This is a genomic window from Corynebacterium hylobatis (assembly GCF_003955685.1).
GTDB lineage: Bacteria > Actinomycetota > Actinomycetes > Mycobacteriales > Mycobacteriaceae > Corynebacterium > Corynebacterium hylobatis.
Genome location: NZ_RXHJ01000017.1, coordinates 39,511 through 65,461, shown reverse-complemented (window position 1 = coordinate 65,461; position 25,951 = coordinate 39,511). Strand labels below are relative to the sequence as shown.

The following is a 25,951-nucleotide window of genomic DNA, read 5'->3' as shown; positions in this document are numbered from 1 at the left end:
CCCTGTGTGCCTTTTCTGGGCAGAGTGGGGCATGATGGGTCAGGTGAGAACGAGTACGAAGACCATCGAACGTCCAGACATCAGGGAAGACACCGACCTCGACGACGGCACCCCGAAGTTCTTCCACTATGTCAAGAAGAACCAGATCGTCGATTCCGCGGTGAGCGGCAACATGGTTGTCGCCCTGTGCGGTGAGACCTTCCCCGTGACCAAGCAGGCCAAGCCGGGGTCGCCGGTCTGCCCCGACTGCGAACGGATCTACAAGGGCCTGCGTAAGAAGTGAGTGGTGGCGGCAAGGGGCAGCTCCGCGCCTGGCAGCGGACGGCGCTGACGAAGTTCCTGCTCCACAAACCGAAGGATTTCCTGGCGGTGGCGACCCCGGGAGCCGGCAAGACCACGTTCGCGCTGCGTGTGGCGATGGAACTGAAGGCCACGCGGCTGGTCGAGCGGATCATCGTCGTTGTGCCCACCGAGCACCTGAAGATCCAGTGGTCCCAGGCCGCCGCCCGCGTGGGCCTGGCGCTGGACCCGTATTTCACCAACGCCTCGGCGGTCAACCCCGCCTACGACGGTGTGGTGGTGACCTATGCCCAGGTGTCGATGCACCCCTATAAGCATCATGCCGTGACCTCGGCGAAGCGTTCCCTGGTGGTCCTCGACGAGATCCACCACGGCGGTGACGCCAAGAGCTGGGGCGACGGCATCCGGGAGGCCTACTCCGATGCGGAGCACCGGCTGTCCCTGACGGGCACCCCCTTCCGTTCGGACGATTCCCAGATCCCCTTCGTGCGCTACGAGGAGGACGGCGAGGGACACCTCGTCTCCCGGGCGGACCACACCTACGGCTACTCGGATGCACTCGCCGACGGCGTTGTGCGCCCGGTCGTCTTCCTCGCCTATTCCGGCGAGGCCCGCTGGCGCACCTCCGCCGGCGAGGAGTACGCCGCCCGCCTGGGTGAACCGCTCAACGCCGAGCAGACGGCACGGGCCTGGAAGACGGCCCTGGACCCGCGGGGCGACTGGATCCCGGCTGTGCTGCAGGCCGCCCACACCCGCCTGCAGCAGCTGCGCAGGAACATGCCCGACGCCGGCGGCCTGGTCATCGCCACGGACACGAAGACCGCGCGCGCCTATGCGAAGATCCTGACGGAGATGTCCTCGACCCCCGTGGCGGTCATCCTCTCCGATGAGCCCGGCTCCTCGGAACGCATCGAGGAGTTCTCCAACTCCACCGACGAGTGGATGGTCGCGGTGCGCATGGTCTCTGAGGGCGTGGACGTCCCGCGTCTGGCCGTCGGCGTCTACGCCACCTCCGCGGCCACACCACTGTTCTTCGCGCAGGCCATCGGTCGCTTCGTGCGTTCCCGCATGCCGGGGGAGACGGCCTCGGTCTTCCTGCCCTCCGTGCCGGTCCTGCTGGAGCTGGCCGAGAAGCTGGAGACGTCGCGCGACCACGTCCTGGGCAAGCCCGACCGCCCCGAGGAAGGCTGGGATGATGAGGCCCTCGCTGAGGCCAACCGGGAGGAGAACGAGAAGGACGAGGAACCCGCCTACGAATCCCTCGGCGCTGAAGCGGAACTCGATTCACTGATCTACGACGGTTCCACCTACGGCACCGCCACCTTCGCGGGCTCCGACGAGGAGGCCGACTACCTCGGCCTGCCCGGGCTTCTCGACGCCGACCAGATGAAGGCCCTGCTGCGCAAGCGGCAGGAGGAGCAGCTCGACGCCCGCGATGAGCAGGAGCGCCGCCGGGAGGAGATCGCCCGCGCCGATGCGGAGGCCCGCCGCTCGGCCGGCAATGTGGCCGCCGCGGAGCGGGTCGCCAGCGACGAGATCCCGCAGCTGCGCAAGGAGCTCAACGCCATCGTCTCCATCACCGCCGGACGCAGCGGTCGGCCGCACGGTGCGATCCACACCGAGGCGCGCAACGCCTGCGGCGGACCGCCCACCGCGCTGTGCACCGCCGAGCAGCTGCGCGACCGCATCGCCTATCTGCGTCGCTGGTAGCCGGTCAGGGAGTCCTCGGGGATTACCCGAATTCTGCCCGGATCCCGGGCGAACCGGGCAGCTTCGGGAGCCAGGGGCGGTTAGTGTGGTGGGGAACAAGATCTCTGACCCACCGGCACTGAGAGGGACATCTCCTTGACCAACCCGAACGATCCGCAGCAGAAACCCGATTTCGGCGCCTACGAATACCCCTCCGGCACCCCGGGGCCGAAGCCGGGGCAGCCACCCGCCTACGGTTCCGGCCCTGTCTCCGGCTCCACCTGGGCGATGGCGGAGACACCCAACCGCGTCGCCCCGTGGGCCCTGGGCCTGGGCATCCTCGCCCTGGTCATGGCCGTCAGCCTCTTCCTGACCGCCTTCGCCTTCATCCCCGGCATCATCGGCCTGATCCTCGCCATCATCGCCATCGTCCGGGGCCGGAGCCTCAGCGGGCCCTCCCGCCGGACCGGGATGTCGGTCACGGGCCTGGTCATGTCCATCATCGCCATCGTGCTCTCGGTCGGCTTCTGGGTGCTCATGGGCCTGCTGGTCAGTGAGTCGGGCATCAGCGACTGCGCGACGCTGACCGATCCGGCCGCGCAGCAGCAGTGCCTCGAGGACGCCCTCAACGAGTGGTCCGGTGGGACGAACTAGCCGTCGATGAGCACCGCGCCGTCCACGCGGTATCTCGCGCCGTCCACGCGGTATCTCGCGCCGGACATCGCCCGGGGTGTGGCCCTGCTGGGCATCGCCCTGGCCAACATCCCCACCGGTTGGATCATCTCCCCCGGGGCCGACTATGCCGCCGACTTCGGAGGAGTCCGGGATCCGGGTAGCCGGGTGGATGACCTGGTGGTGGTCCTGCATGCCATGTTCGTCCATGTCCGTGGCCTGCCGATGTTCACCATGCTCCTCGGCTTCGGGATCGGCCTGCTCGCACAGAGTCTGCTGCGCCGGGGTCTGCCCCGGCAGCGAGTGCAACGGCTGTTGTGGCGGCGTTATCTCCTGCTCGGGGTCATCGGTGTGCTGCACCTGGTGCTGCTCTTCTCCGGCGACATCATCGCGCAGTACGCGGTCACCGCGCTGGTTCTGATCGCCCTGATCCCGTTGCGCGACCGCATCCTCCTGGTCATCGCCTGGCTGCTCCTCGGCCTGACCATCAGCTTCTTCAGCTTCACGGCCATGGTGGCCGCGCTCCAGCCGGAGGTGATGGTCGTGGTCGGTGGTGGTGCCGGTGCGGGGCAGGCGGAGACCTACCTGGGGTACGTCGCCACCAACCTCGCCATCCGCGGTGGAAACCTGGCCGTCGAACCCGTGACGGTGCTCATGCTCCTGCCGCTGATGATCTTCGGCCTCGTGTGGGCCCGCCGCGGTGTGCTCACCGACGTCGCCGCCCACCGCACGCTGCTGCGCACCTGGGTGGTGGTTGCGGGGCTGGTGGTGCTGGGTATCGGCCTGCCGTGGGGGTTGGCGGCCATCGGGGTGCTCTCACCCGCCCTGGAGGTGCCGCTGGACAGTCTCAACACCGGTTTCGGCATGCTCACCGGGCCGGGGATCCTCGCCCTGATCGCTCTGCTCTTCCCCGGCACCGAGAAACAGATGAATCCCTGGACCCGCCCCTTCGTGGCGCTGGGCAGGCGCTCCATGAGCGGCTACATCCTGCAGTCGGTGCTGTTTCTCCTGCTCACCCAGCCCTTCACCCTGGACCTCGGCCCGCAGCTGGGGATCCCGGGGCAGATGGCGCTGGGGGTGGGCGTCTGGGCCGTCACCGTGGTGTGGGCCCTGGTGTGGGACCTGCGGGGCTGGCCGGGGCCCGTCGAGCGGGTCCACCGGCGCCTGGCCTACGGCCGTTCGGCACTGCCCTGATCCGACAGGCGCACCGTGTCGAAGGCCCGGCGGATCAGTTTCTCGGCCGCCGCCGGGTCGCGGGGTGCGGGCAGAGCGTAGTAGGTCTCGAGGGCGGTCTGGGCGATGGTGACCGCCACCTTCACCGCCACCCGGGATTCGAAGGGGGAGAGGTGGGAGGTGCGGTTGGCCAGCTTCTCGAAGAGGGGGCGCAGCTGTTCATCCAGCTGGCCCCAGGCTGCCGCCCCCTGGAGGGTGTGCAGCACATCGGAGAGCCGGAACAGCGTCGCGAAGGAGTTGAGTGCGTTGTCATCGTCCCCGGTCTCCCACAACCCGGTGATCAGCACCCACTCCACCGCCTTGAATAAGGTGGCCTCCGCCGGTGCCTGACGCAGCCGGTCGATGAGGTCGGCGACGCGGGTGACCAGGAATTCCCGCAGAGCCTCGTCCATGGCGGCGAAGTAGTTGTGGAAGGTGCGGGCGGAGACCCCGGCTGCCTCGGAGACGGCCGCCACGGTCAACCCCTCCGCCCCCTGGTCGAGGGCGAGACGGGCCGCCGCCCGCGCGATCTGGGCGCGGGTGGCGGCCTTCTTGGTTTCTCGGAGTCCGGACATGATGGTCTGAGTCTATCGGGCGGGTTCCAGGTCCCGGATGCCCTCACCCTCGACATCGACCTTCGGCAGGATCCTGTCCAGCCAGCGTGGCAGCCACCAGGCGCGCTCATCGAGAAGGAACATTGTCGCGGGGATGATGAGCATGCGGACGATGAAGGCATCGAAGAACACGGCCGCGGCCAGGGCGAAGCCCATGGTCTTGATGAAGGCCATGTCCTGCATCATGAAGGCCGCGAACACGGAGATCATGATCAGGGCGGCGGCGGTGACCACCCGGGCGCCGTGCTTGAAGCCGTTGGCGGTGGCGTTGCCGGCGGTCTTGCCGTGCGTCCAGCCCTCGCGCATGCGGGTGACCAGGAAAACCTGGTAGTCCATGGCCAGGCCGAAGACGAGGCCGATGAGGATGATGGGCAGGAAGCTCAGCAGCGGCTGCGGATCAGAGATCAGGCCGAGCCAGCCCTCCTGGAAGATGGCCACGGTGACGCCGAAGGTCGCGGCGACGGACAGCCCGAAACCGAGGGCGGCGATCAACGGCACCCAGATCGAGCGGAAGACCAGCAGCAGGACGAGGAAGGCCAGCAGCAGGACGATGCCGATGTAGGGGATGAGCACATCGCCGAGGCGGTCGGAGATGTCGTCGAAGATCGGGGTGGCACCGGTGATGCCGTAGGTGGCGCCGGTCTCCGCCTCGAAGTCGGCGGACGCCTCACGCAGTGCCTGCAGTGTCTCCGAGGTCTCCGGGTCGGTGGCGCCGTATTCCGGGGTGATCAGCACCTGGGCGGCGCTGAAGTCCTCCGTGGTGGCCACGACCTGGGCGTTGCGCACGCCCTCGACGCCGAGGAACTTCTCGACGCCCGCCCCGAACGCCACGGGGCGCTCCTCGGCGGGGAGGTCGGCGGCGTCGATGAGCGCGATCATCGGGGCGTCACGGCCCGGACCGAAGGCGTCCGCGGTGATCTCATGCGCGATGCGCGGCGGGGTGCCCGGTGTGGCGGAGCCGTCGGTGGGCATGGCCAGACGCATGGAGGAGGCCGGGATGGCGAGCACACCCAGCAGCAGGACACCGGCGATCAGGTGGGTGACCGGGCGTTTGCGGATGCGGCGCACCCAGCGCAGACCCATGGTCGGGTTGTCGTCCTCCGGGTCCGGGGCCTTGACACCGGGGAAGCGGACGGCGAAGGCCCGGGTGCCCAGCAGACCCATGAGGGCGGGCAGGAAGGACAGGGCGATGAGCACGGCCAGCGTCACGGTCGCGGCGGCGCCCAGGGCCATGGCGGTGAGGAAGGGGATGTTGATGATCGACAGTGCCGCCAGGGCGATGAGGACGGTCAGACCGGCGAAGATGACCGCCGAACCGGCGGTGCCCACGGCCATGCCCATGGCGTGCGCGCGGGTCTCCTTGTCCAGCTCCCGCAGCCGCTGGGCCAGCTCCTTCGGGGTGACGTCATTGGCACCGGAGGCCTTGATCAGCTCGGTGCGGAAACGCGAGACGATGAACAGGGCATAGTCGATGCCGACCGCCAGGCCGATCATGGAGGCCAGGATCGGGGTCATCTCGTTGATGTCTTCACTGAATGCGGTGGTCAGCTGGATGCCCAGGATGCCGATGCCCACGCCCACGATGGCGGAGACCAGGGGCATGCCGGCCGCCACGACGGAACCGAAGGTGATCAGCAGCACGAGGGCCGCGACGGCCAGACCGATGAGCTCGGAGGTCATCTCGATGTCGCCGGAGGCGGCACCGAAGGCGTTGCCGTTGTAGACGACGGTGAGATCCCCCTCGTCGTAGCGGTCGAGGATCCCGGTCACGGCCGCGACGTCCTCGGCGGGGATATCCATGAGGGAGACGGAGTCGAAGCGGACGCTGACGATGCCGGTGGTCTCATCCTGGCTCAGCGGGCTGACCGCGGCCACGTCGGCGGTGATCTTCTGCTCCGGGACACCCTGCGCCTGCAGCTGCGGGGTCATCTGGGCGGCGAGACCCTGGGCGGCCAGGACCGGATCGACGATGGTCTCCGGTTCGCTGAGCACACCGGCGTCACGGACCTCGGCGAGCATCTCGTTGACCTGAGCCTGCACCTGCGGGTCGGTGAGCGCGGCACCCTCCGGCGCCTGGACGACGATGTTGCCGGTGGGGGCGTTGGTGGCGTCCTCGGCACCGGGGAAGCGCTCCTGCATCTTCTCCATGGTCACCACCGAGTCGAGCCCGGGGATGGTGAAGGTGGTCGATGGCGACTTGGCGAATGCGCCCGCCAGGGCACCGACGGCGATCAACAGAACCAGCCAGAAGGCGAGGAAGGGCCAGGACCGGCGGTAGGCGGAACTGCCCAGTCGGTAGAGGAATCGGGCCATGGGTGGGCAGACCTTTCAGAGGGTGAGGGGGTATGACCCTTCCACCCTATGGATACGTGCATACCTCGTGCAAATTTGCGCTCCCTGTGCATCCTGTCGGAAGTGGGCACGAAAAAACCGCGGGCGCACATCCGGTGAGGGATGTGCGCCCGCGGCAGTCGGACAGTGTCGGGCGACTAATCCAGGTAGTCGCGCAGCACCTGCGAACGCGAGGGATGACGCAGCTTCGACATCGTCTTCGACTCGATCTGGCGGATGCGTTCACGGGTCACCCCGTAGACCTGGCCGATCTCGTCGAGGGTGCGCGGCATACCGTCGGTCAGGCCGAAGCGCAGACGGACCACACCCGCCTCACGCTCGGACAGCGTCTGCAGGACGTCCTGCAGCTGATCCTGCAGGAGGGTGAAGGAGACGGCGTCGACGGCGACGACGGCCTCGGAGTCCTCGATGAAGTCACCGAGCTGGGAATCACCCTCATCACCGATGGTCTGGTCCAGGGAGATCGGCTCACGGGCGTACTGCTGGATCTCGAGGACCTTCTCCTCGGTGATGTCCATCTCCTTGGCCAGCTCCAGCGGAGTGGGCTCGCGGCCGAGATCCTGGAGGAGCTCACGCTGGATACGGCCCAGCTTGTTGATGACCTCCACCATGTGCACCGGGATACGGATGGTGCGGGCCTGGTCAGCCATGGCGCGGGTGATGGCCTGGCGGATCCACCACGTGGCGTAGGTGGAGAACTTGTAGCCCTTGGAGTAGTCGAACTTCTCCACGGCACGGATCAGTCCGAGGTTGCCCTCCTGGATCAGGTCCAGGAAGGCCATGCCTCGGCCGGTGTAACGCTTGGCCAGGGAGACCACGAGGCGGAGGTTGGCCTCCAGCAGGTGGTTCTTGGCCTTGCGCCCGTCACGGGCGATGGCCCGCAGGTCACGCTTGACGGCGGGCGTCAGCTTAGCGTCCTTGTCGCCGGAGGCGAAGGCCTCCTCCATCTGCTCCATGCGGTAGGTGGCGTAGAGACCGGCCTCGATGCGCTTGGCCAGGGAAACCTCCTGCTCCGCATTGAGCAGTGCGACCTTGCCGATCTGCTTGAGATAGGCGCGGACGGAGTCGGCGGAGGCGGTGAGCTCGGCGTCCTTGCGCGCCTGGCGCAGGGCAGCGGACTCGTCCTCGTCCCAGACGGAGGCACCCTCGTCCTCCTTCTCCTCCTCCTCTTCCTCTTCCTCCTCGGAGTCGGCATCGAGTTCGTCGTCCTCGTCAAGGCTCTCCTCGTCGAAGTCGACCTCCTCGGGCTCGCGCTCATCGTCGTCGAGCTCATCCTCAAGGTCCTCAACCTCGGTCTCGACCTTGGTCGTGGCCTTGGCTGCTGTCTTGCGCACAGCCTTCTTGGCGGTCTTCTTGACCGCCGTTCCGGTGGTCTTCTTCGCCACCTTGCGCGCAGTCTTCTTGGCGACCTTGCGGGCCGTCTTCTTGGCCACCTTCTTGGCGGCCTTCTTCACCGGAGTGTCGGCGGCCGACGCAGCGGTCGTCTCCGTGTTGTCAGTCGCTGCATTGCCTGAAGAATCCGTGGCTGCCACGTACGCCCTTTCGACTTTCCTACTGGTCCATGTGGGAGGCGGGAAACTGCCCCGCGACCCACACCTGTGATGGCGTTGTGTTCACCGTCATCACGATCGACCGCCCATTATAGAGCAATTAATTATTGACGGTTCACTCAAGCCCTGCTTATGCGTCTCCGGATGAGACGTCAGGGGGTCAGGTGCGCGGCCACCGCCATGGCCGCCCCGACAATGCCCGCGCGGTTGCGCAGCCGGGCGGGGAACACCGGCGTGTCCACATCCAGCAGCGGAACCCATCGCTCGTGGTCGCGGGAGATTCCCCCGCCCACGATGAACACGCCCGGGTTGAGCAGCCGTTCGTACTCGTTGAGCACCCGGCTCACGCGCTTCGCCCACTTCCGGTAGCTGAGCCCGTCGCGGATCTTGGCGGCGGAGGAGGCCCGGTGCTCGGCCTCCCGTCTGCCGATCATGATGTGTCCCAGCTCGGTGTTGGGGAACAGCTGCCCCTCGACGAGCATCGCGGAGCCGATGCCGGTGCCGAAGGTGAGGAACAGGACAGAACCCTCCCGGGCACGGGGATCACCGAAGGCGACCTCGGCGATGCCGGCGGCATCCGCGTCGTTGAGCACGCTGACCTCGCGGCCGTCCAGGTGACGGTTGAAGAGTTCGCGGACGTCGACGCCGATCCAGGAAAGGTCGATGTTGGCGGCGGAGTGCGCCACCTGATCACGGATGACAGACGGCAGGGTGATGCCCACGGGGCCGGTCCACTCCGCGGTGCGCACGATCTCCGCGACCGTCTGCGCCACCGCCTCCGGGGTGGCTGGTTGCGGGGTGGCGATCTTGATCCGGTCGCCGACGAATTCACCGTCGTCCATGTTCACGCGCGCCGCCTTGATCCCCGAACCGCCGATGTCGATGCCGAAGCCGATGTTGACCATGGCGACCAGCATACAAACTGCGGGCACAATGGGCGCATGACTTCACATGACCTTCTCGAGCTCCGTTCCATCGCGGTCGACGTTGCCACCGCCGCGGCCGAACGCATCCTGGAAAAGCGCGCGGAGCTGTCCGGACACGGGGACATCCGTCAGTTCGCCAGCACCAAATCCTCGGCGGTGGATCCGGTGACGGTGGTGGACACCCTCGCCGAGGACTTCATCGTCGACCGGTTGCACACCCTGCGCCCGGAGGACGGGGTCATCGGCGAGGAAGGGAGCGAGCGGGCGTCGGCAAGCGGGGTGTCCTGGGTGGTCGACCCCATCGACGGCACCGTGAACTTCCTCTACGGGGTACCCGAGTACGCGGTGTCGATCGCCGCAACCGTCGACGGCCACGTCATCGCCGGGGCGGTGGTCAACGTACCTCGCGGGGACGTCTACTCCGCGGCCCTCGGCCACGGCGCGACCGTGATCCGGGACGGTTCGACCCGCCCCTTGCGCTGCACGAAAGCCGCCAACCCCGCCCTCGCGCTGGTGGCCACCGGCTTCGCCTACGATTCGGAATGGCGCGCCCAGCAGGCCGAGCTGCTCGTCCGCCTGCTGCCCCGGGTACGTGACATCCGCCGCATGGGAGCCGCCGCGCTCGACTTCTGCCGCGTGGCGGAGGGTACCGTCGACGCCTTCTACGAGCACGGCCTGCACTGCTGGGACTTCGCCGCAGGTGCGCTCATCGCCGCGGAGGCCGGCGCCGTGGTGCACACCCCGGCCCTGTCGACGCCCGGTGCCGCCGGACAGCCGGTCTCCGCTGCCGCGGGCAACCTGGCGGGGGCGTGGGCGGAACTGCTGGATTCCGTCGGTGCGTCCAGCCCGCTGAATCTGCCGGGAACCCCCGTGTGAACAGGGAGGATGACAGGGACACAATTGTGGCTTAATATGCGCCTCGACACTACGCACATCGTCCCTTTCCGCAGGGCCGATCTACAGGTTAAGGATGTATGAGCAATGGCCACCGATTACGACGCCCCGCGCCGCCGGGCTGAGGACGAGCTGGAAACCGATTCCCTGGAGGGCCTCAAGGCCGCCGAGGGGCAGAACCCGGGTCTTGATGACGACGGCGAGATCGTCGAACCCTTCGACCTCCCGGCAGTCGACCTGTCGGGGGAGGAGCTCAACGTCACCGTCGTACCCAAGCGGGAGGACGAGTTCACCTGCGCCGAGTGCTTCCTGGTGCAGCGTCGCAACCGCATGTCCCACACCGAATCAGACGGCTCCGAGATCTGCCTGGACTGCGCCTAGGACGCCTAGGACTCAGCCGGCCACGGCCGGTGCCGACAGAGGAAGAACCGCCCCTTCAGGAATTTCCTGGGGGCGGTCTGTTCTTTTTCTGGCTCCTCGTGCTACCGGTAGCGCGACAGGGCGGTCTCCGCCTGCTCCGGGAGGTAGGCCTCGAGGAGGGCCTCCGGGTTGCGCGTGCTCACCAGCCAGTAGGGGGTGGGGTCCGCCGGGTCGTCGAGCACCAGCATCACCATCTCCGGCACCCAGCCGTGCGAGACGACGAAGGCCGCCGGGTCCAGCTGCCGGCCCATCGCGTTCCGCTTCGCGGTGGAGGGCACCGCCAGGGAGCGGGAGACCACGGTGTGCGGCAGGTTGGCCGACTTCACCGACAGCCAGCGCGTCCCGTCCGGATCCTCCTCGACGGTCAGCACCGTCGACGACCAGCTCAGCAGCACCCATACCGCCGCCGTGGAGAGCACGACCAGCGGAACGATGAGCCACACGATGTCGCGGTTGAGGTAGAGCTGCATGGAGGTCAGCAGAACGAGGAAAGCCGCCAGGAACCACCAGTAGAGCGGCACCCACTGCCGCTCGCGGTAGAGCGTGCGGGGGGAAGAGGCAGAATCAGCAGAACCGGTGTCACTCACGATTGAACACTCTATCGCATGGGTAGATTTGTACGGCGTGACCTACTTGAGTGAATTCAGCCCTGTCCGCGTCAAACGCCTCGACAAGGACCTGCCCCTGCCCAACCGTGCCCACCGCGGGGACGCCGGTGCCGACCTCTGCTCCGCCGAGGACCTCACCCTCACGCCGGGGGAGCGTCGCCTCGTCGGCACCGGCGTGGCCCTGGCCCTACCGCTGGGGACCGTCGGTCTCATCCATCCGCGTTCCGGCCTGGCGGCGAAACAGGGCCTGAGCATCGTCAACGCCCCCGGCACCGTCGACGCCGACTACCGGGGTGAGATCAAGGTCTGCCTGATCAACCTCGACCCCCACAGCCCGATCGAGATCACCCGTGGCATGCGCATCGCCCAGCTGGTCATCCAGCGGGTCGAGCTCGTCGATTTCGAGGAGGTCGAGGAACTCGATGAAACCGTCCGTGGGGCAGGGGGCCACGGTTCCACCGGCGTCTCCTGACCGCCGGTACAGTGGGCCCAAACACGACTGAAGGAGACGATGAGGGCATGGCACTGTGGCCATTCGGGAAGAAGAAGGACGACCAGCCGACGGAGACCCCGGACGGCGAGCCGGTCTCCACCTACAATGACGCGCCCCCGGAGGTGCCCGCGGCGGTCGAGGTGTCCCGCCACGATGCCGTCAACGGTGACACCGGTCCCTTCGACGGCGATTCCGTGGACATCGCCGGTTTCGACTTCTCCGATTTTGCCCAGGGCGTGCTCGACCTGGGTTCCATGCGCATCGCCCTGCCGCGAAACTCCCAGGTGCAGGTGGAGATGGGGGAGACCGGCCCCCGCATGATCCACATCGTCACCGAGTTCGGCCGGCTCACCCCGGTGGCCTTCGCTGCCCCCACCTCCGCCGGCCAGTGGGCCGAGTCGACCGAGCAGATCACCCAGGGCATGATCGGCGACGGGCTGGAGACCGATATCGAGCAGGGTCCCTGGGGTCCGGAGATCATCGGCCAGGGTGAGAACGGCATCATCCGGGTCATCGGCGTGGAGGGTCCGCGCTGGATGCTGCGGATGACCACCACCGCCCCGCACGACAAGGCCGGGGACATGCGTGACATCGCCCGGGAGATCACCGCCCGCACCTTCGTCTACCGCGGCGACAACCCCGTGCTCGCCGGCAATTCCCTGCCTGTCGTCCTGCCGAAGGAGCTGGTGTCCCAGGTGCAGCAGGCCATGGAGCAGCGGGCGCAGAACATCAGCCGGGCGGAGGCCGCCAGCCCTGAGGAGGCGCAGGCGATCGACGACACCTCGCAGGCCCTGCGTGATCTCGCGGACGGTTCGGGCCCGGAGACCACCGAGAAATAGGTCCCGGATTCCCGCTGGACAGCCGCAGGCGGGTATCGTCACTTCCTCACATCCCAGAACACAAGGAGCCTCCACCGTGACCGAACTCGAGCGGGACCAGACCCGGGAACTGACCATCACCCGGATGGCCCATGGCGGGGAGGGCATCGGGGAGCTCGACGGCCGTGTCGTCTTCGTCCGCGGCGCCTATCCGGGGGATGTCGTGGAGGCCACCGTCACCCAGGTGAAGAAGCGTTTCGCCCGTGCCGAGCTCACGCAGGTGAGCACCGCCGGTCCGCTGCGCGTGGAGCAGACCTGCCCGGCGGCCGCCGCGGGGGCCGGCTGCTGCGATTTCGGCGACCTCGATCCGGCGCAGGAGACGGGGATCAAGGCGGAGATCCTGCTGGGCCAGCTCAGCCGTCTCGGCCGCGTCGCGGACGCCCCCACGCCTGAACTGATCGAACTGCAGCCGGTGCGCGGTTGGCGCACGCGGGTGCGGCTGGGTGTCGATAAGCAGGGCCGCGCCGGTTTCCGCGCGCACGCCTCCCGCGACCTGGTCCTGATCCCCTGCACCCAGGTCGCACCCGAGCTTCTTGACGGCCTCGTCGGCCCCGGCGCCCGCACCTTCACCCCGGGCGCGGAGGTCGTCGCCGTCCTCGACTCGACCGGTGCACGCCACGTCGTGGAGACCCGCCGGGCCCCGCGCGGGCGCCGCGTGGAGAAGGTCACCGACGTCCTCGAGGGCACGGGCACCGTCACCGAACAGGCCGACGGACACACCTTCCACTTCCCGGCCACCGCCTTCTGGCAGGCCCACGTCCAGGCCCCCGACGCCTACACCGGCCTGATCCGCCGTTGGCTGGCTGACCTGGCACCGGCGGAGAACCGGACCGGCTGGGACCTCTACGGCGGGGTGGGGCTGTTCGTTCCCGCGCTGGCCGATTCCCTGGGCGAGGGCGCCACGGTCCACTCGGTGGACTACTCCCCGGCAGCCGCCGCCCTGAGCCAGGACACCCTGGCCCCTTACGGCCTCGAGGTGCACAACGACCGCGTCGAGAAGGCCCTGGACCAGCTGCCCGCCCCGCGCGTCGTCGTCCTGGACCCGCCGCGCACGGGTGCGGGCGATGAGGTGGTCGCGGGCATCGCGAAGCAGCAGCCGGAACGGGTCGTCCATGTCGGCTGCGACCCTGCGACCTTCTCCCGCGACGCCGCCGCCTGGGAGGAGAACGGCTACCGCCTTGAGCGTCTGGCCGTGGTCAACGCCTTCCCCGGCACCCACCATTTCGAGGTTATCGGCGAACTCAGCCGCGGGTGACACGGTCGAATCAGAGGCACGGGGGCAGGCAGGTAAGATGAGCGGGACCGTTCGAACCGAGGTTGAAGGAGACGCGCAGACAACAATGGGAATTCTCAGTGGACTGTCGTCACCCGCCGACCTCAGGGCCCTCGAGGTGGAACAGCTCGAGGAACTCGCCGAGGAGATCCGCCAGCTGCTCGTGCAGAAGGTCTCCGCCACCGGCGGCCACCTCGGCCCCAACCTCGGTGTCGTGGAACTGACCATCGCCCTGCACCAGATCTTCGACTCACCCGACGATCCGATCATCTTCGACACCTCGCACCAGAGCTACGTGCACAAGATCCTCACCGGGCGCGCCGACAAGTTCGACACCCTGCGCCAGAAGGGCGGCATCTCCGGATACACCGCCCGCGGCGAATCCGAGCACGACTGGACCGAATCCTCCCACGCCTCCGCCGCCCTGTCCTACGCCGACGGCCTGGCCAAGGGACTGCAGCTCTCCGGCCGCAGAGACAACACCGTCGTCGCCGTGGTCGGTGACGGTGCGCTCACCGGTGGCATGTGCTGGGAGGCCCTGAACAACATCGCCTCCGGCCAGGACCGCAACGTGGTCATCGTGGTCAACGACAACGGCCGCTCCTATTCGCCGACCATCGGGGGTTTCGCCGACAACCTCGCCCGCCTGCGCATGGAACGCTCCTACGACGAGATCATGGAGCACGGCAAGAAGACGCTCAAGGCCATGGGCTGGGTGGGGGAGCGCACCTTCGACGCGCTGGCCGCCTTCAAGGAAGGCGTGAAGTCGCAGGTCATCCCCACGGAGATGTTCCCCGAGCTCGGCATGAAATACGTCGGCCCCGTCGAGGGCCACGACCTGAAGTCCCTGCTCCACGCGCTGACCTACGCGAAGAACTACGAGGGCCCGATCATCGTCCACGCCGTCACCGAGAAGGGGCACGGCTATGCCCCGGCGGTCAACGACGTCGCCGACCAGATGCACGCCACCGGTGTCATCGACCCCCTCACCGGTGCCGCTCTGTCCAAGTCCCAGCCTGACTGGACCAGCGTGTTCACCTCCTCGATCCTGTCTGCGGCCGAGGAACGCGATGACATCGTCGCCATCACCGCCGCCATGGCAGGCCCCACCGGACTGGCCTCCTTCGCGGAGCAGTTCCCCGGGCGTTTCTTCGACGTGGGCATCGCCGAGCAGCATGCGGTCACCTCGGCGGCCGGTCTCGCCCTGGCGGGCATGCACCCGGTCGTGGCGATCTACTCCACCTTCCTCAACCGGGCCTTCGACCAGCTGCTCATGGACGTGGCGCTGCTGGATCTGCCCGTCACCTTCGTCCTCGACCGCTCCGGCGTCACCGGGCCGGACGGCGCCAGCCACAACGGCGTCTGGGACATGGCTCTGACCAGCATCGTCCCCGGCATCCGTATCGCCGCCCCGCGTGACGGCGCCCAGCTGCACGAACTGTTCAACGAGGCCCTCGACATCACGGACGGCCCCACCGTCGTCCGCTACCCCAAGGGTGCCCTGCCCACCGAGCATGTGGAACTCATGCGCCTGGAGGATGGCGTGGACATCCTCCACTACTCCGACGCCGACTCCTCGCTTCTCGACGTCCTCCTCATCGCCGTCGGCTCCTTCGCCGACCTCGCCCTGGAGGCGGCGCCCCGCCTCGAGGCCCTCGGCCTCAACATCACCGTCGTAGACCCCCGCTGGATCGCTCCTGTCGCCGCCTCGCTCATCGGTCTGGCGGCTGACCACGACCTGGTCGTCGTCCTCGAGGACGGAGTGATCCGCGGCGGCGTGGGCTCGCTGATCGCCGAGGCCTTCTCCGCGGCCGAGGTGGACACCCCCGTGCGCCGACTCGGCTTCCCCTCCACTTTCCCGATGCACTCCTCCCGCTCCGAGCTGCTCGCTGAGGTCGGCCTCGATGCCGAAGGCGTGGTGGGGTCGGTCACCGGCTGGCTGGAGAGCCTCGTGGAGGATACGGAAGAGGCGTAAACGGGACCTGGGGGCCTTCCTCTCGAAACCCTGATCTCGAACTGGTCAAGCAAGACCGGAATCCCGGACACACCACAACCTCCCAGACTATGATCCGGGTTACAGTCCGGCGGTGGTCGGTGACGGCCACCGCCATCCACACCGTTGATTTCCGGAGGTCACCATGACGCTTGTCCCGAATAACTCCCTCATCACCGAGACACCTGAGCAGGGCCGCGAGCTGGCGCTGGCCATCGCCCGGAAGACAATCGGCGCAATCCAGCCTGACGCCTCGGTCCGGCAGGTCCTGCGGGCAGGCTATGCCACGGACGCTGATTCGCTGGTGGCGGCCGGCCATGTCGTCGCGATTGAGTTCGCGACCATCGCCGCGGCGAACAACTACTGGCGGGACAATTAGAATAGGGTCTCCGTGAGGATGGGGGAGGTGAGCTCCACCTGCCACGAACGTGCCTGATGCGCGCGCAGCGCATCCGGCACTTCCAGGGGAGAGCGGATCTCCCGGCCGGCGGTGGCGGACCACACCACCGTGCGCAGGACCGAAGGTTTAAGGATGTTCTCGGTGGGGATGGCCAGGTCGGCGGAGAGGTCGTCGAGAAGCTCCCTGGCGGTGGAGTAGCGTTCGAAGGATTCGGGGTATTCGCTGGCCCAGGCCTGGCGGGAAGGCAGACCGCGGGTGGGGCGTTCGCGTTTCGGCCAGGTGCGCGGGTCGGAGTCCAGGGCGCGCTGGATGATCTCCATCCAGAAGCGGCTGGCAGAGCGGCGGAAGCCCTTGACCTGGGTGAGTTCGCGGTTGGTGCGGGGGACGGTGCGGGCGATCTCGACGAGCACCTTGTTCGGCAGGATCCGGGAGACGGCCCGGTCCTCCTCTACGGCGATGGCTTCCCGGCTCATCCACAGTTCCCTGGCGATCGCGAGCTGCTCCGGCCGGTGGAGGGAGGAGATGCCGCGCACGGAACGCCAGGTGGCGTCCGCCGGTCCGGTGATCTCCGAGTGGGTGGTGCGGATGTACTCGAACTCCTGGCTCGCCCAGTCGAGTTTGCCCTGGTTGTCCAGGATCTCCGCCATGGTGTCGCCCAGTTCGAGGAGCAGTTCGACGTCGAGGGCGGCGTAGGAGAGCCAGTCCTCGGGCAGGGGGCGCTGGGACCAGTCCTCGGCACCGTGGCCTTTGGCGAGGCGGACGTCGAAAAGCAGCTCGGTCATGGCGGCGAGGTTGACGTGGTCGAAACCGGCCAGACGCCCGGCGAGCTCGGTGTCGAAGAGGGTGCCGGGGTAGAGGCCGAGCCAGGCCAGGGAGGGCAGGTCGGAGGCGGCGGCGTGGAGGATCCAGTCCTGCCGGTTGAGGACAGGCGCCAGGGCGGCGGTGAATTCCGGCCGGTTACCCTCCGGGTCGATGAGGAAGGTGCCCACGCCGCGGCGGCGGACCTGGACGAGGAAGGCGCGGTCGTCGTAACGGAAACCGGAGGCGCGTTCGGTGTCGATGGCCAGGGGGCCCTGTCCCGCGGCGAGGGCCTCGGCGGCCTCGCGGAAAGCGTCAGGGGTGGCCAGGACCCGGGGGATCCCGTCGTTGGGGGTGCTGAGAACGTGCGCCATGATCATCCAGCCTAAACCACTCTTCAGCCCAGGCGGGTGATGCCCTCCGGGGGAAGGCCGGCGACATGCGCCAGGACGCGGGAGAAGGCGAGGACGTGCGGGGCGAGATCCAGGTCGGAGGCGGTCCAGGAGGCGCGCATCTCCAGTTGGTGGGCCCGCGGCGGGCCACCGATCTCACCGAAGCGGACCGAGGCGGTCGCGGTGACGGTGCCGCCGAGGTTGGTGTGGTCGGCGTCAGTGCCGGCCAGGGCCTCGGTCAGCCACTGCCAGGCGACATCGGGCAGCAGGGGATCGGATGCGACCTCATGCTCCATGTCGGCCTGGATGTAGGCCACCAGACGCATGGCCCCCTCCCAGGTCTCCTCGGCACCCGGGTCGTGCAGGAGGATGAGCCGTCCGAAGGCATCCCCCTCGGCGGCGGCCTCCTCCATGGAACGTTCCACCTCGAGGCCGATCGCGTGGCTGAACGGTGCCAGACGCTGCGGCGGACGGATGGTGCCCAGGGTGATCTCGGGACGTAACCGGGCCGCGTGCATCGACTCGACGGCCTGCGTGAATGCCGGCGGAGTGCTGTTTCCGTTTCCGGTGTCACTCGCGCGGTTCAGAGGCGTCGGGGTGGAGGAGGCGTCTGGGGTGAACACGACTCCAATTAACCACGCGTGTCTGCAGGCCGGTGGAGGCGCGCCGCCGGGGAGGTTGCCTCCCGCGGGCGGATACAACTTATGATGGATGAGGCCGCTGTTTCCGACGGCCCGACCAGGAAAGAGGTTTTCGTGAGCAAACTGAATTTTGACGAGCTCAACAGCATTCAGCGCTACTCCCAGTTCGTCACCTTCCGCGCCATCCCGGGGGCGCTCGGCACCGAGCGTGATGAGATCATCTCCGAGGCCACGGCCTTCTTCGAGAAGCTGGCGGGGGAGGGCAAGGTCGTGGTCCGCGGTATCTACGACGTCTCCGGCATCAACGCCGAGGCCGATCTGATGATCTGGTGGCACGCCGAGGAGTTCGAGGATCTGCAGGCCGCCTACCAGGGCTTCCGCCGCACCACGGTGCTGGGCCAGCTGCTGGAGTCCACCTGGATCGGTTCCTCCCTGCACCGTCCGGCCGAGTTCAACCGCTCGCACCTGCCGTCCTTCATCATGGGTGAGGAAGCGGAGGCCTGGATCACGGTCTACCCCTTCGTCCGTTCCTACGAGTGGTACCTGCTCGATGACAAGGAGCGTCGTCGCATCCTCGCCGAGCACGGCCAGGCTGCCCGCGATTACCCGGATGTCCGCGCCAACACGGTGCCGGCCTTTGCCCTGGGTGACTACGAGTGGATGCTCGCCTTCGAGGGGCCGAGCCTGGACCGCATCGTGGACCTGATGTACAAGATGCGCTACACGGAGGCCCGCCTCCACGTGCGTGAGGAGACCCCCTTCTTCACCGGCCGCCGCGTCGCCGACGTCGGGGAGATCATCCGGATCCTGCCTTAGCAGAATGCTTGTCGACGCCCGCCTGAACCCAGGCGGGCGTCTTTGCGTTGCTGTCCTACTTCTCCTGCGGCTCCAGCGTCAGGGAGATGGAGTTGATGCAGTAACGCAGGTCGGTGGGGGTGTCGTAGCCCTCACCCTCGAAGACGTGTCCCAGGTGGGATTCGCAGTTCGCGCACAGCACCTCCACGCGGACCATGCCGTGGGAGATGTCGCGGCGCTCGATGATGCGGTCCCCGGCCAGGGGGGAGAAGAAGGAGGGCCAGCCGCAGCGGGCGTCGAATTTCTCGTCGGAGCGGAACAGTTCCGCACCGCAGGCCCGGCAGGAGTAGACACCCTCGGTGGTGGTGTCGGTGTACTCACCGACGTGGGGCGGCTCGGTGCCGGCCTGACGCAGGACGTGGAATTCCTCAGGCGTCAGGCGCTGGCGCCACTCGGTGTCGCTGATCAGTTTGAAGTCGGTCATGTCCTAAGTCTAACGATTCCTCCCGCCACCACACCAGAGCGCTCGTGGTGACCGCCACGAGCAGCAACGCCCAGCCGATGGTCGGGTGGAAGAAGGCCATCCACCGCGACAGGTCGACGGCGGCGGTCGAGTGGAAGGAATCCGGGGTGAGGAAGAGATAGGCCGCCAGCCAGGCCGGCCAGGTGTGGAAGACGCTGGTGCGCTGCAGGACGGTGAACATCATCGGGAAGAGCATCATCGAGTAGTACATCTGCCCCAGCGAGGACAGGAAGAACACCCCGGCGAGCAGCAGCCCGGTGGTGGTGGTGGCCCACAGCAGGGGGTCGGTGTAGCGCCAGCGCAGCAGGACGATGACGCCCACGGCGACGATGACGGCGAACAGCAGCCACAGGGCCGTCTCCAGCGCGGCGGGCATGCCGAAGTAGACGGCCGCACCGGCCAGCGAGGAGTTGGCGTAGTCGCGTACCTCACCGAGGTAGGGGACCAGGCGGGTGAGGTAGTCACCTGCCCCGGGCACCACCGGCCAGGCCGCCAGGTTGAACACGACCGGGACGGCGAGGCCCCCGAGGACGGTCCGCCAGTCGAGTTTCACCGCCGGGAGGAACAACAGGGGTGCGAACTGCGGTTTGATCAGGATCGCCACCCCGATGAGCAGCCCGGCCCGCCAGCGCCGACCCGACAGCAGCAGCGCGAGGAAGCCGGCGAGGGCCAGCAGCAGCATCCCGTTGATGTTGGAGAAGATCAGCGTGTTGCGCACTGATTCGGTGAGGAAGGCGAACGCGACCGCCGCGGGCCACACGAAGCTTCGCAGGGACCAGCCGAACATCCGGGTGAGCAGCGCAAGCGCGGCGATGACGGCCGCCGCGTTGGCGATGATGAAGGCGGTCCGGGCGGCATCGATGTCGCTCAACCAGCCCAGGGGCATCAGCAGCAGCGTGGCCCCCGGGTTGTACAGGTAGTGCGGGTCCACGTGGTGGTAGATCTCGTTGTAGACTGGCACGCCGTCGAGTGCGCGGCGCACCGCGGCGTAGACGGTGGTGAAGTCGTCGGTCACTGAACCGTTCAACGCCAGCACGAACACCCGGTGCAGGACCAGCGCCACGGCCAGTGGCCAGGCGACCGCCCGGCCGATCCGGTCGAAGCGGGTCCGGCGCAGCTCCGCCGGCGGATCAGTCAGGGGGGTACGGGCAACCCACAGGTTCTCAATTCGGGTCGTCGGCGAAGTCACGCGGTTTACCCTACCGCAGCCCCTTTTCGCCCCTGCGGTAGCGCAGGAACAGCGTGCCGTCGTCCGTGGCACTCATGTGGTCCAGCGACATCCACCTGTTCACGTCGTTGACCAGATGCTTTCCCACGGGCGCGGAGATCAGCGGTGCCACCGTCAGGTGAAGCACATCCACCAGATCCGCCCCGAACATCATGTTGAATACACCTGACCCGCCCTCGCAGGCGATCCGCATGAGTCCGCGGTCGTGCAGCGCCGCGACCATCTCCTCGGGGGAATCAGCCGGGATGAGTTCGGCCGGGGCGAGATGGGTGGGGGCGGTCGTCAGCGAACTGCGCGGGGTGAGGATGAGGGTGTTGGCGAGGGAACGATCACCGAGGTGCAGGGTGCGGGAGACGATGGCCATGCATGAGGCCCGCTGGCCGGTGTAGTTCTCCGCGATGACGGTACGTGCCCCCACCAGCACGACATCCGCCCAGTCGCGCATGGCCAGGAACAGCTCCCGGTCGAGGTCGTTGCCCATCCCGCCCGAGAGCCCGTCGAGGGTGAGGGAACCCGTGAGGGAGCAGATCGCGACGGCCCTCAGTTCCGGCTCGCCCGGTGGGAGAGTGGGGCCGATGATGTCAGTCAGCATGCCCCAAGGGTAACGAAAACGGGGGCCGGTCAAAGACCGGCCCCCGTGGGGTGGAGCGGATGACGAGACTCGAACTCGCGACCCTCACCTTGGCAAGGTGATGCGCTACCAACTGCGCTACATCCGCAAAGGGTGTTACCCTCAGTGCGCGATACTGGGATTGAACCAGTGACCTCTTCCGTGTCAGGGAAGCGCTCTCCCGCTGAGCTAATCGCGCAGGACTAACAGAGGTGGAAACGGGAATCGAACCCGTGTGCACGGTTTTGCAGACCGTTGCCTCACCACTCGGCCATTCCACCGTGGCGTTACCGCCTCAAGGTACCCTAAGACATAAAGTACCAGAGCGGATGACGAGACTCGAACTCGCGACCCTCACCTTGGCAAGGTGATGCGCTACCAACTGCGCTACATCCGCAATGTGAGGGTGCTTGACCCTCAGTGCGCGATACTGGGATTGAACCAGTGACCTCTTCCGTGTCAGGGAAGCGCTCTCCCGCTGAGCTAAACGCGCGGGTTCATTTCTTACCGATTGGCCCGGTGAAATGAGAGCGGATGACGAGACTCGAACTCGCGACCCTCACCTTGGCAAGGTGATGCGCTACCAACTGCGCTACATCCGCATGCACCTGGCTGACGGCTTATGGCCGTTGCTGTGGTGCGGTTCAAAACATTATCCTCAACCACCCTCGGATGACAAATCGCCAGGTCGTGGCAAGGAAGTGCAGGTCGGAACCCGGTCACTGGGCCGGTTTGAATTACACCGATGTCATTCCCGGGATGGCCTATGGGGCCGCGCTCAGCGGATATTCGTGCTGACCTGCGGATTAGGCCCTTTCGCTCTCCTGTGGGTAGAGTTCTTAAGCGCACAAGGTCCTATGGCTCAGTGGAAGAGCGTTCCGTTCACACCGGAAAGGTCGCTGGTTCGAACCCAGCTAGGACCACAACAGCCCCGTTCACCATCACGATGAACGGGGCATTTTCATGTGTCCGCCAGTTCAGGACAGTCCGGGGTTAGCGGTCCGCAATGATCTCCGCATAACCCTCCCGGAAGGTCGGGTAGCGCAGGCCGCCCAGGAGACCATGCAGCAGTGACCCGTCCAGGACCGTGCCCCCGGCTTCGCCGGACGTGGCCTCCGGAGGTGCCGGCAGTCCCAGGTGCTGCGCGACGAAGCCCGCCACCTCGCCGAGCGGGGCGGGCGCCCGATCCACGGCGTGCAGCACGCGGGGAGGATCCCCGGCGGTGAGCAGCCACTCCAGGGTGCGGACCAGGTCAACTTCGTGGATGCGGTTGGTCCGCTGTGCGTGCCGGATGGGGGAGCGCTCGAGGACCTTCCGCAGGATCATCTCCCGCCCCGGACCGTAGATGCCGGCGGGGCGGATGATGAGGGCGTCGAAAAGCTCGGTGGCGAGCAGCTCACCACCGCGCAACAGGATGCCCCGCGGGGTGGTGGGCGCGGGTACATCAGCCTCGGTCAGCGGGCGGCCAGCGTATCTGCCCTCGAATACACCCGTGGAGGACACGAAGATCACCCGCGGCGGCACGGACGGCAGGGCTGCCGCGAGATTCCGCAGCGCCACCAGGTAGCCGTCGGGGTCCCCGCCCATGGACGGCGTCAGGGTGATCACCATCGCGTCCGCGGCCGGCAGCTCCCTGCCAGGCGGTTCCGTCAGATCGACGGCGATGCCGGTGAATTCCGCGGGCAGGCTGGAGGTGTCCCGGCGCAGCGCGACCACCTCCCGGCCGGCGGCGAGCAGGCGCCTCCCCAGCCGGGTGCCCACCCGGCCACAGCCGACGAGCATGACCCGCGCGGGCTGGTCAGCTGCCTCACTGTGCCCCATGCTGCTTCACATCCATCCTCGGCCAGCGGGAGGATCTCTCCGTGGACCCACTTTATTGTGCGTCAGCTGCGGCAGTCCAGACCCCCGGGTGTTACCCTGGCGGGGTATGGCTGTCAATTTGGGGCGCTTCGGGTGTCCCATATCACGCCCGGCGCCTATCCCCGGCATTTCCGCAGGTCCCCAAGGGTTGATGGCGCGATCTGCAGGCCTGCGGGAAGGCGAAACCCCAGGTGAGGACGTTTCCGCCGGGAACTAAAGTCCGTGGCTCTCCGACAGCTCCAGTGACCCCCGCAAGGCGCGGGTGTCGTACACCCTTATCTGTGAAGGTGGATGCCCTCAGTGACCGTGCCCCGTTTCCGTCCGTTCCGGACCCTGACCGCCGCGACAGTCGTGGCGGCCGGCCTGGCCCTGTCTGCCCCCGCTGCGCTGGCGCATGATGTGGTCATCGGCGGCGACCCCGCTGACAATGCGGTCCTGCAGGAATTCCCCGACACGATCTCCCTCGAGTTCTCCGGCTACGTGAAGGAGGACTTCAACACCTTGGCCATCTCCGAAGCGGAATCCGGTGACGTCCTCTTCTCCGGCGAGCCGGCCATCGACGGCCGCTGGGTGAGCCTGGATGTGCCGGCGGACATCGAACCGGGGGCCGGCGAATACCGGATCGGCTTCCAGATCACCTCCTCTGACGGCCACTCCACCCGCGGCATGACCACCTTCACCGTGACCGGTGGGGAAGCTGCGGCTGGGGAGACCACCGGCACCGCGGCCCCCGCCACGACGGCGGACACCACCGAGGTGTCCAACGATCCGGGTGCGGGGGAGTCGGGACTGCCGGAGGGCCCCATGGCCTGGGTGCTCGCCGGTGTGGGTGTACTTGCTGTCCTCGGCGTCGTCATCATGATGATCGCCCGGGGCCGACACAACACACAGGAGTAGATGATGTTCAACCGAGGCCGTGCCGCACTGTCCGTTCTCGCCGTTTCCGCCCTCACCCTGGCAGGTTGCGCCACCGGTGACAACGGCGCGGACACCACCACAACCGCCACCGCCACCAGCGCTGCCGCCCAGGCCGCCACCGATGTCACCTTCACCGAGGGTGTCGTCCGGGCGATGGAGGCCGACAAGGGCATGACGGGTATCTTCGGCACCTTCACCAACCACACCGACGAAGAGATCAACGTCACCGGTTTCAGCGCTGACTTCGAGGACGCCAGCTTCGAGCTGCACGAGGTCATGGACGGCGTCATGCAGGAGAAGCCGGGTGGTTTCGTCATCCCGGCCGGTGAATCGCATGAGCTCGTGCCGGGCGGGGACCACATGATGATCATGGACTACATGGGCGAGATCCCGGCCGGTGACGTCGTCGACATCACCGTCGAGCTCGCCGACGGCTCGACCTTCGACGTCGCGGAGATCCCCGTCCGCACCATGAACCCTGGTGATGAGGACTACGGCTCCGACGGCTCCCTGATGGGCCACGAGCACTAGTCCGCACCAGCACGAGCATATTTCCCAGGAAGTAGTTGACAGTCATGTTCTCGTTGTCCCGCCGTGGATTTCTCACGGGCCTGTCCGTCACCGCCGGCGGAGCCGCCCTGGCCGCCTGCGCGGCAGCGGAGTCAGGGCCACCGCCGGCGGACGGGGGAACGGCGGGCGCGGATGCGCGGCTGCGGGATGCGATCGTGCCCTTTGACGGCGTGCATCAGGCGGGTGTCGCCACTCCGGCGCAGGCCCAGCTCAACCTCATCGGCTTCCAACTGGCCGACGGTGTTGACCGGGCGGGCCTGACCCGGCTGATGCGCTCCTGGACCGAGGACTCCCGGCGCCTGTGCACCGGCGAAACCCCGTTGGGCAGCCTCGAACCGGAACTCGCGGTCACTCCGGCGAACCTGACCGTCACCTGCGGCTTCGGCCCCCGCATCTTCGAGGTCATCGACGCCGCCGACCAGCGCCCGGACTGGCTGAAACCCCTGCCGGAGTACAGCCTGGACCAGCTGGATCCGAAGTGGGGCCAGAGCGATCTGGTCATCCAGGTCTGCTGCGACGACCCGCTGATGCTCTCGCATGCCACGCGCCACCTGGTGCGCTCAGGTGTGGACTACGCCCGCGTGCAGTGGATGCAGCAGGGCTTCCTCAACGCGGACGGGGCGCGGACGAAGGATGAGACACCGCGCAACCTCTTCGGCCAGGTCGACGGCACCGTCAACCCGCGGACGGGGGAGAGCTTCGATGAGCAGGTGTGGATCCAGGACGGTCCCGCCTGGATGCAGGGTTCGACGTCGATGGTGCTGCGGCGTATCAACATGAACATGGACACCTGGGAGATGCTCGACCGGAAATCCCGTGAGGAGTCCCTGGGCCGCCGCCTGGACAACGGTGCACCCTTGACCGGGGCGGCGGAATTCGACGAGCCGGACTACAACGCCACCGATAAATACGGGCTGCCCGTCATCGACCGGCAGAGCCACATGTTCCGCGCCAAGGCCCCGGAGGGGCACCCGGAGCAGAAGTTCCTCCGCCGTCCCTACAACTACGACATCGCGCCGGAGCCCGGCTCGGAGCAGCTGTCCAACTCCGGTCTGGTCTTCCTCACCTTCCAGAAGGACCCGGTCCGCCAGTACCACCCGGTTCAGCAGCGCCTGGACGAGGGTGACCGCCTCAACGAGTGGATCTCCCACATCGGTTCCGCCGTCTACTGGATCCCGCCGGGAACCCGGGCCGACGGCCGCGGCAGCGATGCCTTCTGGGCGCAGTCGCTTCTTGACGACGCCTGAGCCCGACACGGCTTCCGGAGGGCGCGCGGCTGCGGGGTAGGATGTTGCGCAGCGACTGCGCGCTGCGCAGCCGTGCCCGTCCTGTTGAGCAGGCA

26 protein-coding genes and 7 tRNA genes are annotated in these 25,951 nt (G+C 67.5%); 16 read left to right on the top strand and 17 right to left on the bottom strand.

The genetic code is table 11. From position 1 onward, the window contains the following. Positions 1-43 precede the first annotated feature (43 nt). The 4 genes from EAH68_RS12240 (at position 44) to EAH68_RS12225 (ending at position 3,855) form a co-directional block, all read left to right on the top strand. A complete protein-coding gene (locus EAH68_RS12240) occupies positions 44-283 on the top strand; it encodes a DUF3039 domain-containing protein (protein ID WP_206436413.1) in 240 nt (79 codons plus the stop codon). Beyond that, entirely contained in the window at positions 280-2,010 is a 1,731-nt protein-coding gene (locus EAH68_RS12235; protein ID WP_126121620.1) for a DEAD/DEAH box helicase, read from the top strand. The genes EAH68_RS12240 and EAH68_RS12235 overlap by 4 nt, the downstream gene beginning before the upstream one ends. Before the next feature lie 135 nt (positions 2,011-2,145). Further along, a complete protein-coding gene (locus EAH68_RS12230; protein WP_126121619.1) occupies positions 2,146-2,643 on the top strand; it encodes a hypothetical protein in 498 nt (165 codons plus the stop codon). 6 nt (positions 2,644-2,649) lie between these two features. Further along, the gene (locus EAH68_RS12225; protein ID WP_126121618.1) at positions 2,650-3,855 is read left to right on the top strand and encodes a DUF418 domain-containing protein; all 1,206 of its coding nucleotides are present in this window, start codon (positions 2,650-2,652) and stop codon (positions 3,853-3,855) included. Here the strand turns inward: EAH68_RS12225 and EAH68_RS12220 are convergent. The 4 genes from EAH68_RS12220 to ppgK form a co-directional block, all read right to left on the bottom strand. Next, positions 3,831-4,448, bottom strand: a complete 618-nt coding sequence (locus EAH68_RS12220) for a TetR/AcrR family transcriptional regulator (RefSeq protein ID WP_126121617.1) — start codon at positions 4,446-4,448, stop codon at positions 3,831-3,833. The genes EAH68_RS12225 and EAH68_RS12220 overlap by 25 nt on opposite strands. Positions 4,449-4,460: 12 nt before the next feature. Further along, positions 4,461-6,800, bottom strand: a complete 2,340-nt coding sequence (locus tag EAH68_RS12215) for an MMPL family transporter (RefSeq protein ID WP_126121616.1) — start codon at positions 6,798-6,800, stop codon at positions 4,461-4,463. A 176-nt stretch (positions 6,801-6,976) separates the two neighbouring features. Beyond that, on the bottom strand, positions 6,977-8,371 hold the full coding sequence (locus EAH68_RS12210) for an RNA polymerase sigma factor (RefSeq protein WP_126121615.1): 1,395 nt from the start codon (positions 8,369-8,371) through the stop codon (positions 6,977-6,979). Between the two features lie 170 nt (positions 8,372-8,541). Continuing rightward, complete coding sequence (gene ppgK, locus EAH68_RS12205) at positions 8,542-9,294, bottom strand: polyphosphate--glucose phosphotransferase (protein WP_126121614.1); 753 nt, start codon at positions 9,292-9,294, stop codon at positions 8,542-8,544. Positions 9,295-9,330: 36 nt separating this feature from the next. Between ppgK and EAH68_RS12200 the strand changes: the two genes are divergently transcribed. Both EAH68_RS12200 and EAH68_RS12195 read left to right on the top strand, forming a co-directional pair. After that, positions 9,331-10,191 (top strand): inositol monophosphatase family protein, encoded by an 861-nt coding sequence (locus tag EAH68_RS12200; RefSeq protein ID WP_126121613.1) that lies wholly within the window; start codon positions 9,331-9,333, stop codon positions 10,189-10,191. Positions 10,192-10,296: 105 nt separating this feature from the next. Next, positions 10,297-10,590: a DUF4193 domain-containing protein gene (locus tag EAH68_RS12195; protein WP_126121612.1), complete on the top strand. Its 294-nt coding sequence runs from the start codon at positions 10,297-10,299 to the stop codon at positions 10,588-10,590. Positions 10,591-10,691: 101 nt separating this feature from the next. Here the strand turns inward: EAH68_RS12195 and EAH68_RS12190 are convergent, their stop codons facing one another. After that, the gene (locus EAH68_RS12190; protein ID WP_126121611.1) at positions 10,692-11,216 is read right to left on the bottom strand and encodes a DUF3093 domain-containing protein; all 525 of its coding nucleotides are present in this window, start codon (positions 11,214-11,216) and stop codon (positions 10,692-10,694) included. 46 nt (positions 11,217-11,262) lie between these two features. On the opposite strand from EAH68_RS12190, the gene dut reads away from it, so the two are divergent. The 5 genes from dut (at position 11,263) to EAH68_RS12165 (ending at position 16,253) form a co-directional block, all read left to right on the top strand. Then, positions 11,263-11,709, top strand: a complete 447-nt coding sequence (gene dut / locus EAH68_RS12185; RefSeq protein ID WP_206436415.1) for a dUTP diphosphatase — start codon at positions 11,263-11,265, stop codon at positions 11,707-11,709. A 47-nt stretch (positions 11,710-11,756) separates the two neighbouring features. Then, positions 11,757-12,569: a DUF3710 domain-containing protein gene (locus EAH68_RS12180; protein WP_126121609.1), complete on the top strand. Its 813-nt coding sequence runs from the start codon at positions 11,757-11,759 to the stop codon at positions 12,567-12,569. A gap of 124 nt (positions 12,570-12,693) precedes the next feature. Further along, positions 12,694-13,863 (top strand): class I SAM-dependent RNA methyltransferase, encoded by a 1,170-nt coding sequence (locus EAH68_RS12175; protein ID WP_241228451.1) that lies wholly within the window; start codon positions 12,694-12,696, stop codon positions 13,861-13,863. 85 nt (positions 13,864-13,948) lie between these two features. Beyond that, positions 13,949-15,856, top strand: a complete 1,908-nt coding sequence (dxs, locus tag EAH68_RS12170) for a 1-deoxy-D-xylulose-5-phosphate synthase (protein WP_126121607.1) — start codon at positions 13,949-13,951, stop codon at positions 15,854-15,856. A 163-nt stretch (positions 15,857-16,019) separates the two neighbouring features. Beyond that, positions 16,020-16,253: a hexameric tyrosine-coordinated heme protein gene (locus EAH68_RS12165; RefSeq protein WP_126121606.1), complete on the top strand. Its 234-nt coding sequence runs from the start codon at positions 16,020-16,022 to the stop codon at positions 16,251-16,253. Here EAH68_RS12165 and EAH68_RS12160 read toward each other — a convergent pair. Further along, positions 16,250-17,446, bottom strand: coding sequence for an HRDC domain-containing protein (locus EAH68_RS12160; protein WP_126121605.1), 1,197 nt, complete (start codon positions 17,444-17,446; stop codon positions 16,250-16,252). The genes EAH68_RS12165 and EAH68_RS12160 overlap by 4 nt on opposite strands. A 23-nt stretch (positions 17,447-17,469) precedes the next feature. Further along, positions 17,470-18,051, bottom strand: coding sequence for a DUF3000 domain-containing protein (locus tag EAH68_RS12155; RefSeq protein ID WP_241228450.1), 582 nt, complete (start codon positions 18,049-18,051; stop codon positions 17,470-17,472). Positions 18,052-18,219: 168 nt separating this feature from the next. Between EAH68_RS12155 and hemQ the strand changes: the two genes are divergently transcribed. Further along, on the top strand, positions 18,220-18,921 hold the full coding sequence (gene hemQ, locus EAH68_RS12150) for a hydrogen peroxide-dependent heme synthase (RefSeq protein WP_369408411.1): 702 nt from the start codon (positions 18,220-18,222) through the stop codon (positions 18,919-18,921). A gap of 55 nt (positions 18,922-18,976) precedes the next feature. Here the strand turns inward: hemQ and msrB are convergent, their stop codons facing one another. The 9 genes from msrB to EAH68_RS12105 form a co-directional block, all read right to left on the bottom strand. Next, positions 18,977-19,384, bottom strand: coding sequence for a peptide-methionine (R)-S-oxide reductase MsrB (gene msrB / locus EAH68_RS12145; RefSeq protein ID WP_126121603.1), 408 nt, complete (start codon positions 19,382-19,384; stop codon positions 18,977-18,979). Next, positions 19,329-20,612 carry a glycosyltransferase family 87 protein gene (locus tag EAH68_RS12140; protein ID WP_206436412.1) on the bottom strand — a complete coding sequence of 428 codons (1,284 nt, stop codon included), beginning with the start codon at positions 20,610-20,612 and terminating at the stop codon, positions 19,329-19,331. The genes msrB and EAH68_RS12140 overlap by 56 nt, the downstream gene beginning before the upstream one ends. A 10-nt stretch (positions 20,613-20,622) precedes the next feature. Continuing rightward, a complete protein-coding gene (locus tag EAH68_RS12135; RefSeq protein WP_126121602.1) occupies positions 20,623-21,243 on the bottom strand; it encodes a dihydrofolate reductase family protein in 621 nt (206 codons plus the stop codon). A gap of 51 nt (positions 21,244-21,294) precedes the next feature. Next, positions 21,295-21,370: transfer RNA gene (locus EAH68_RS12130), tRNA-Gly, on the bottom strand. A gap of 18 nt (positions 21,371-21,388) precedes the next feature. After that, positions 21,389-21,460, bottom strand: a tRNA-Val gene (locus EAH68_RS12125). Positions 21,461-21,471: 11 nt separating this feature from the next. After that, positions 21,472-21,542 (bottom strand) — tRNA-Cys (locus EAH68_RS12120). A 43-nt stretch (positions 21,543-21,585) separates the two neighbouring features. Beyond that, positions 21,586-21,658, bottom strand: a tRNA-Gly gene (locus EAH68_RS12115). A 24-nt stretch (positions 21,659-21,682) separates the two neighbouring features. After that, positions 21,683-21,754: transfer RNA gene (locus EAH68_RS12110), tRNA-Val, on the bottom strand. A 36-nt stretch (positions 21,755-21,790) separates the two neighbouring features. After that, a tRNA-Gly gene (locus EAH68_RS12105) sits at positions 21,791-21,863 on the bottom strand. Between the two features lie 249 nt (positions 21,864-22,112). Between EAH68_RS12105 and EAH68_RS12100 the strand changes: the two genes are divergently transcribed. Next, positions 22,113-22,184 (top strand) — tRNA-Val (locus EAH68_RS12100). Positions 22,185-22,254: 70 nt separating this feature from the next. On the opposite strand, the gene EAH68_RS12095 is transcribed toward EAH68_RS12100, so the two are convergent. Next, the gene (locus EAH68_RS12095; RefSeq protein ID WP_126121601.1) at positions 22,255-23,082 is read right to left on the bottom strand and encodes a Rossmann-fold NAD(P)-binding domain-containing protein; all 828 of its coding nucleotides are present in this window, start codon (positions 23,080-23,082) and stop codon (positions 22,255-22,257) included. Positions 23,083-23,421: 339 nt separating this feature from the next. Here EAH68_RS12095 and EAH68_RS12090 point away from each other — a divergent pair, with 339 nt between their 5' ends. Genes EAH68_RS12090 through EAH68_RS12080 form a run of 3 tightly spaced genes read left to right on the top strand, consistent with a single transcriptional unit; the run spans position 23,422 to position 25,856 of the window. Continuing rightward, the gene (locus tag EAH68_RS12090) at positions 23,422-24,018 is read left to right on the top strand and encodes a copper resistance CopC family protein (protein WP_241228443.1); all 597 of its coding nucleotides are present in this window, start codon (positions 23,422-23,424) and stop codon (positions 24,016-24,018) included. Continuing rightward, the gene (locus EAH68_RS12085; RefSeq protein ID WP_241228442.1) at positions 24,019-24,570 is read left to right on the top strand and encodes a copper chaperone PCu(A)C; all 552 of its coding nucleotides are present in this window, start codon (positions 24,019-24,021) and stop codon (positions 24,568-24,570) included. Positions 24,571-24,614: 44 nt separating this feature from the next. Continuing rightward, positions 24,615-25,856 (top strand): Dyp-type peroxidase, encoded by a 1,242-nt coding sequence (locus tag EAH68_RS12080; RefSeq protein ID WP_126121599.1) that lies wholly within the window; start codon positions 24,615-24,617, stop codon positions 25,854-25,856. Positions 25,857-25,951 lie beyond the last annotated feature (95 nt).

Excerpts from the sequence above, each read along its gene's own strand:
- EAH68_RS12225 (WP_126121618.1), top strand. The coding sequence starts at position 2,650 with ATGAGCACCGCGCCGTCCACGCGGTATCTCGCGCCGTCCACGCGGTAT.
- EAH68_RS12220 (WP_126121617.1), bottom strand. The coding sequence starts at position 4,448 with ATGTCCGGACTCCGAGAAACCAAGAAGGCCGCCACCCGCGCCCAGATC.
- EAH68_RS12215 (WP_126121616.1), bottom strand. The coding sequence starts at position 6,800 with ATGGCCCGATTCCTCTACCGACTGGGCAGTTCCGCCTACCGCCGGTCC.
- ppgK (WP_126121614.1), bottom strand. The coding sequence starts at position 9,294 with ATGGTCAACATCGGCTTCGGCATCGACATCGGCGGTTCGGGGATCAAG.
- EAH68_RS12200 (WP_126121613.1), top strand. The coding sequence starts at position 9,331 with ATGACTTCACATGACCTTCTCGAGCTCCGTTCCATCGCGGTCGACGTT.
- EAH68_RS12195 (WP_126121612.1), top strand. The coding sequence starts at position 10,297 with ATGGCCACCGATTACGACGCCCCGCGCCGCCGGGCTGAGGACGAGCTG.
- EAH68_RS12180 (WP_126121609.1), top strand. The coding sequence starts at position 11,757 with ATGGCACTGTGGCCATTCGGGAAGAAGAAGGACGACCAGCCGACGGAG.
- EAH68_RS12175 (WP_241228451.1), top strand. The coding sequence starts at position 12,694 with ATGGCCCATGGCGGGGAGGGCATCGGGGAGCTCGACGGCCGTGTCGTC.
- dxs (WP_126121607.1), top strand. The coding sequence starts at position 13,949 with ATGGGAATTCTCAGTGGACTGTCGTCACCCGCCGACCTCAGGGCCCTC.
- EAH68_RS12165 (WP_126121606.1), top strand. The coding sequence starts at position 16,020 with ATGACGCTTGTCCCGAATAACTCCCTCATCACCGAGACACCTGAGCAG.
- EAH68_RS12160 (WP_126121605.1), bottom strand. The coding sequence starts at position 17,446 with ATGGCGCACGTTCTCAGCACCCCCAACGACGGGATCCCCCGGGTCCTG.
- msrB (WP_126121603.1), bottom strand. The coding sequence starts at position 19,384 with ATGACCGACTTCAAACTGATCAGCGACACCGAGTGGCGCCAGCGCCTG.
- EAH68_RS12135 (WP_126121602.1), bottom strand. The coding sequence starts at position 21,243 with ATGCTGACTGACATCATCGGCCCCACTCTCCCACCGGGCGAGCCGGAA.
- EAH68_RS12095 (WP_126121601.1), bottom strand. The coding sequence starts at position 23,082 with ATGGGGCACAGTGAGGCAGCTGACCAGCCCGCGCGGGTCATGCTCGTC.
- EAH68_RS12085 (WP_241228442.1), top strand. The coding sequence starts at position 24,019 with ATGATGTTCAACCGAGGCCGTGCCGCACTGTCCGTTCTCGCCGTTTCC.
- EAH68_RS12080 (WP_126121599.1), top strand. The coding sequence starts at position 24,615 with ATGTTCTCGTTGTCCCGCCGTGGATTTCTCACGGGCCTGTCCGTCACC.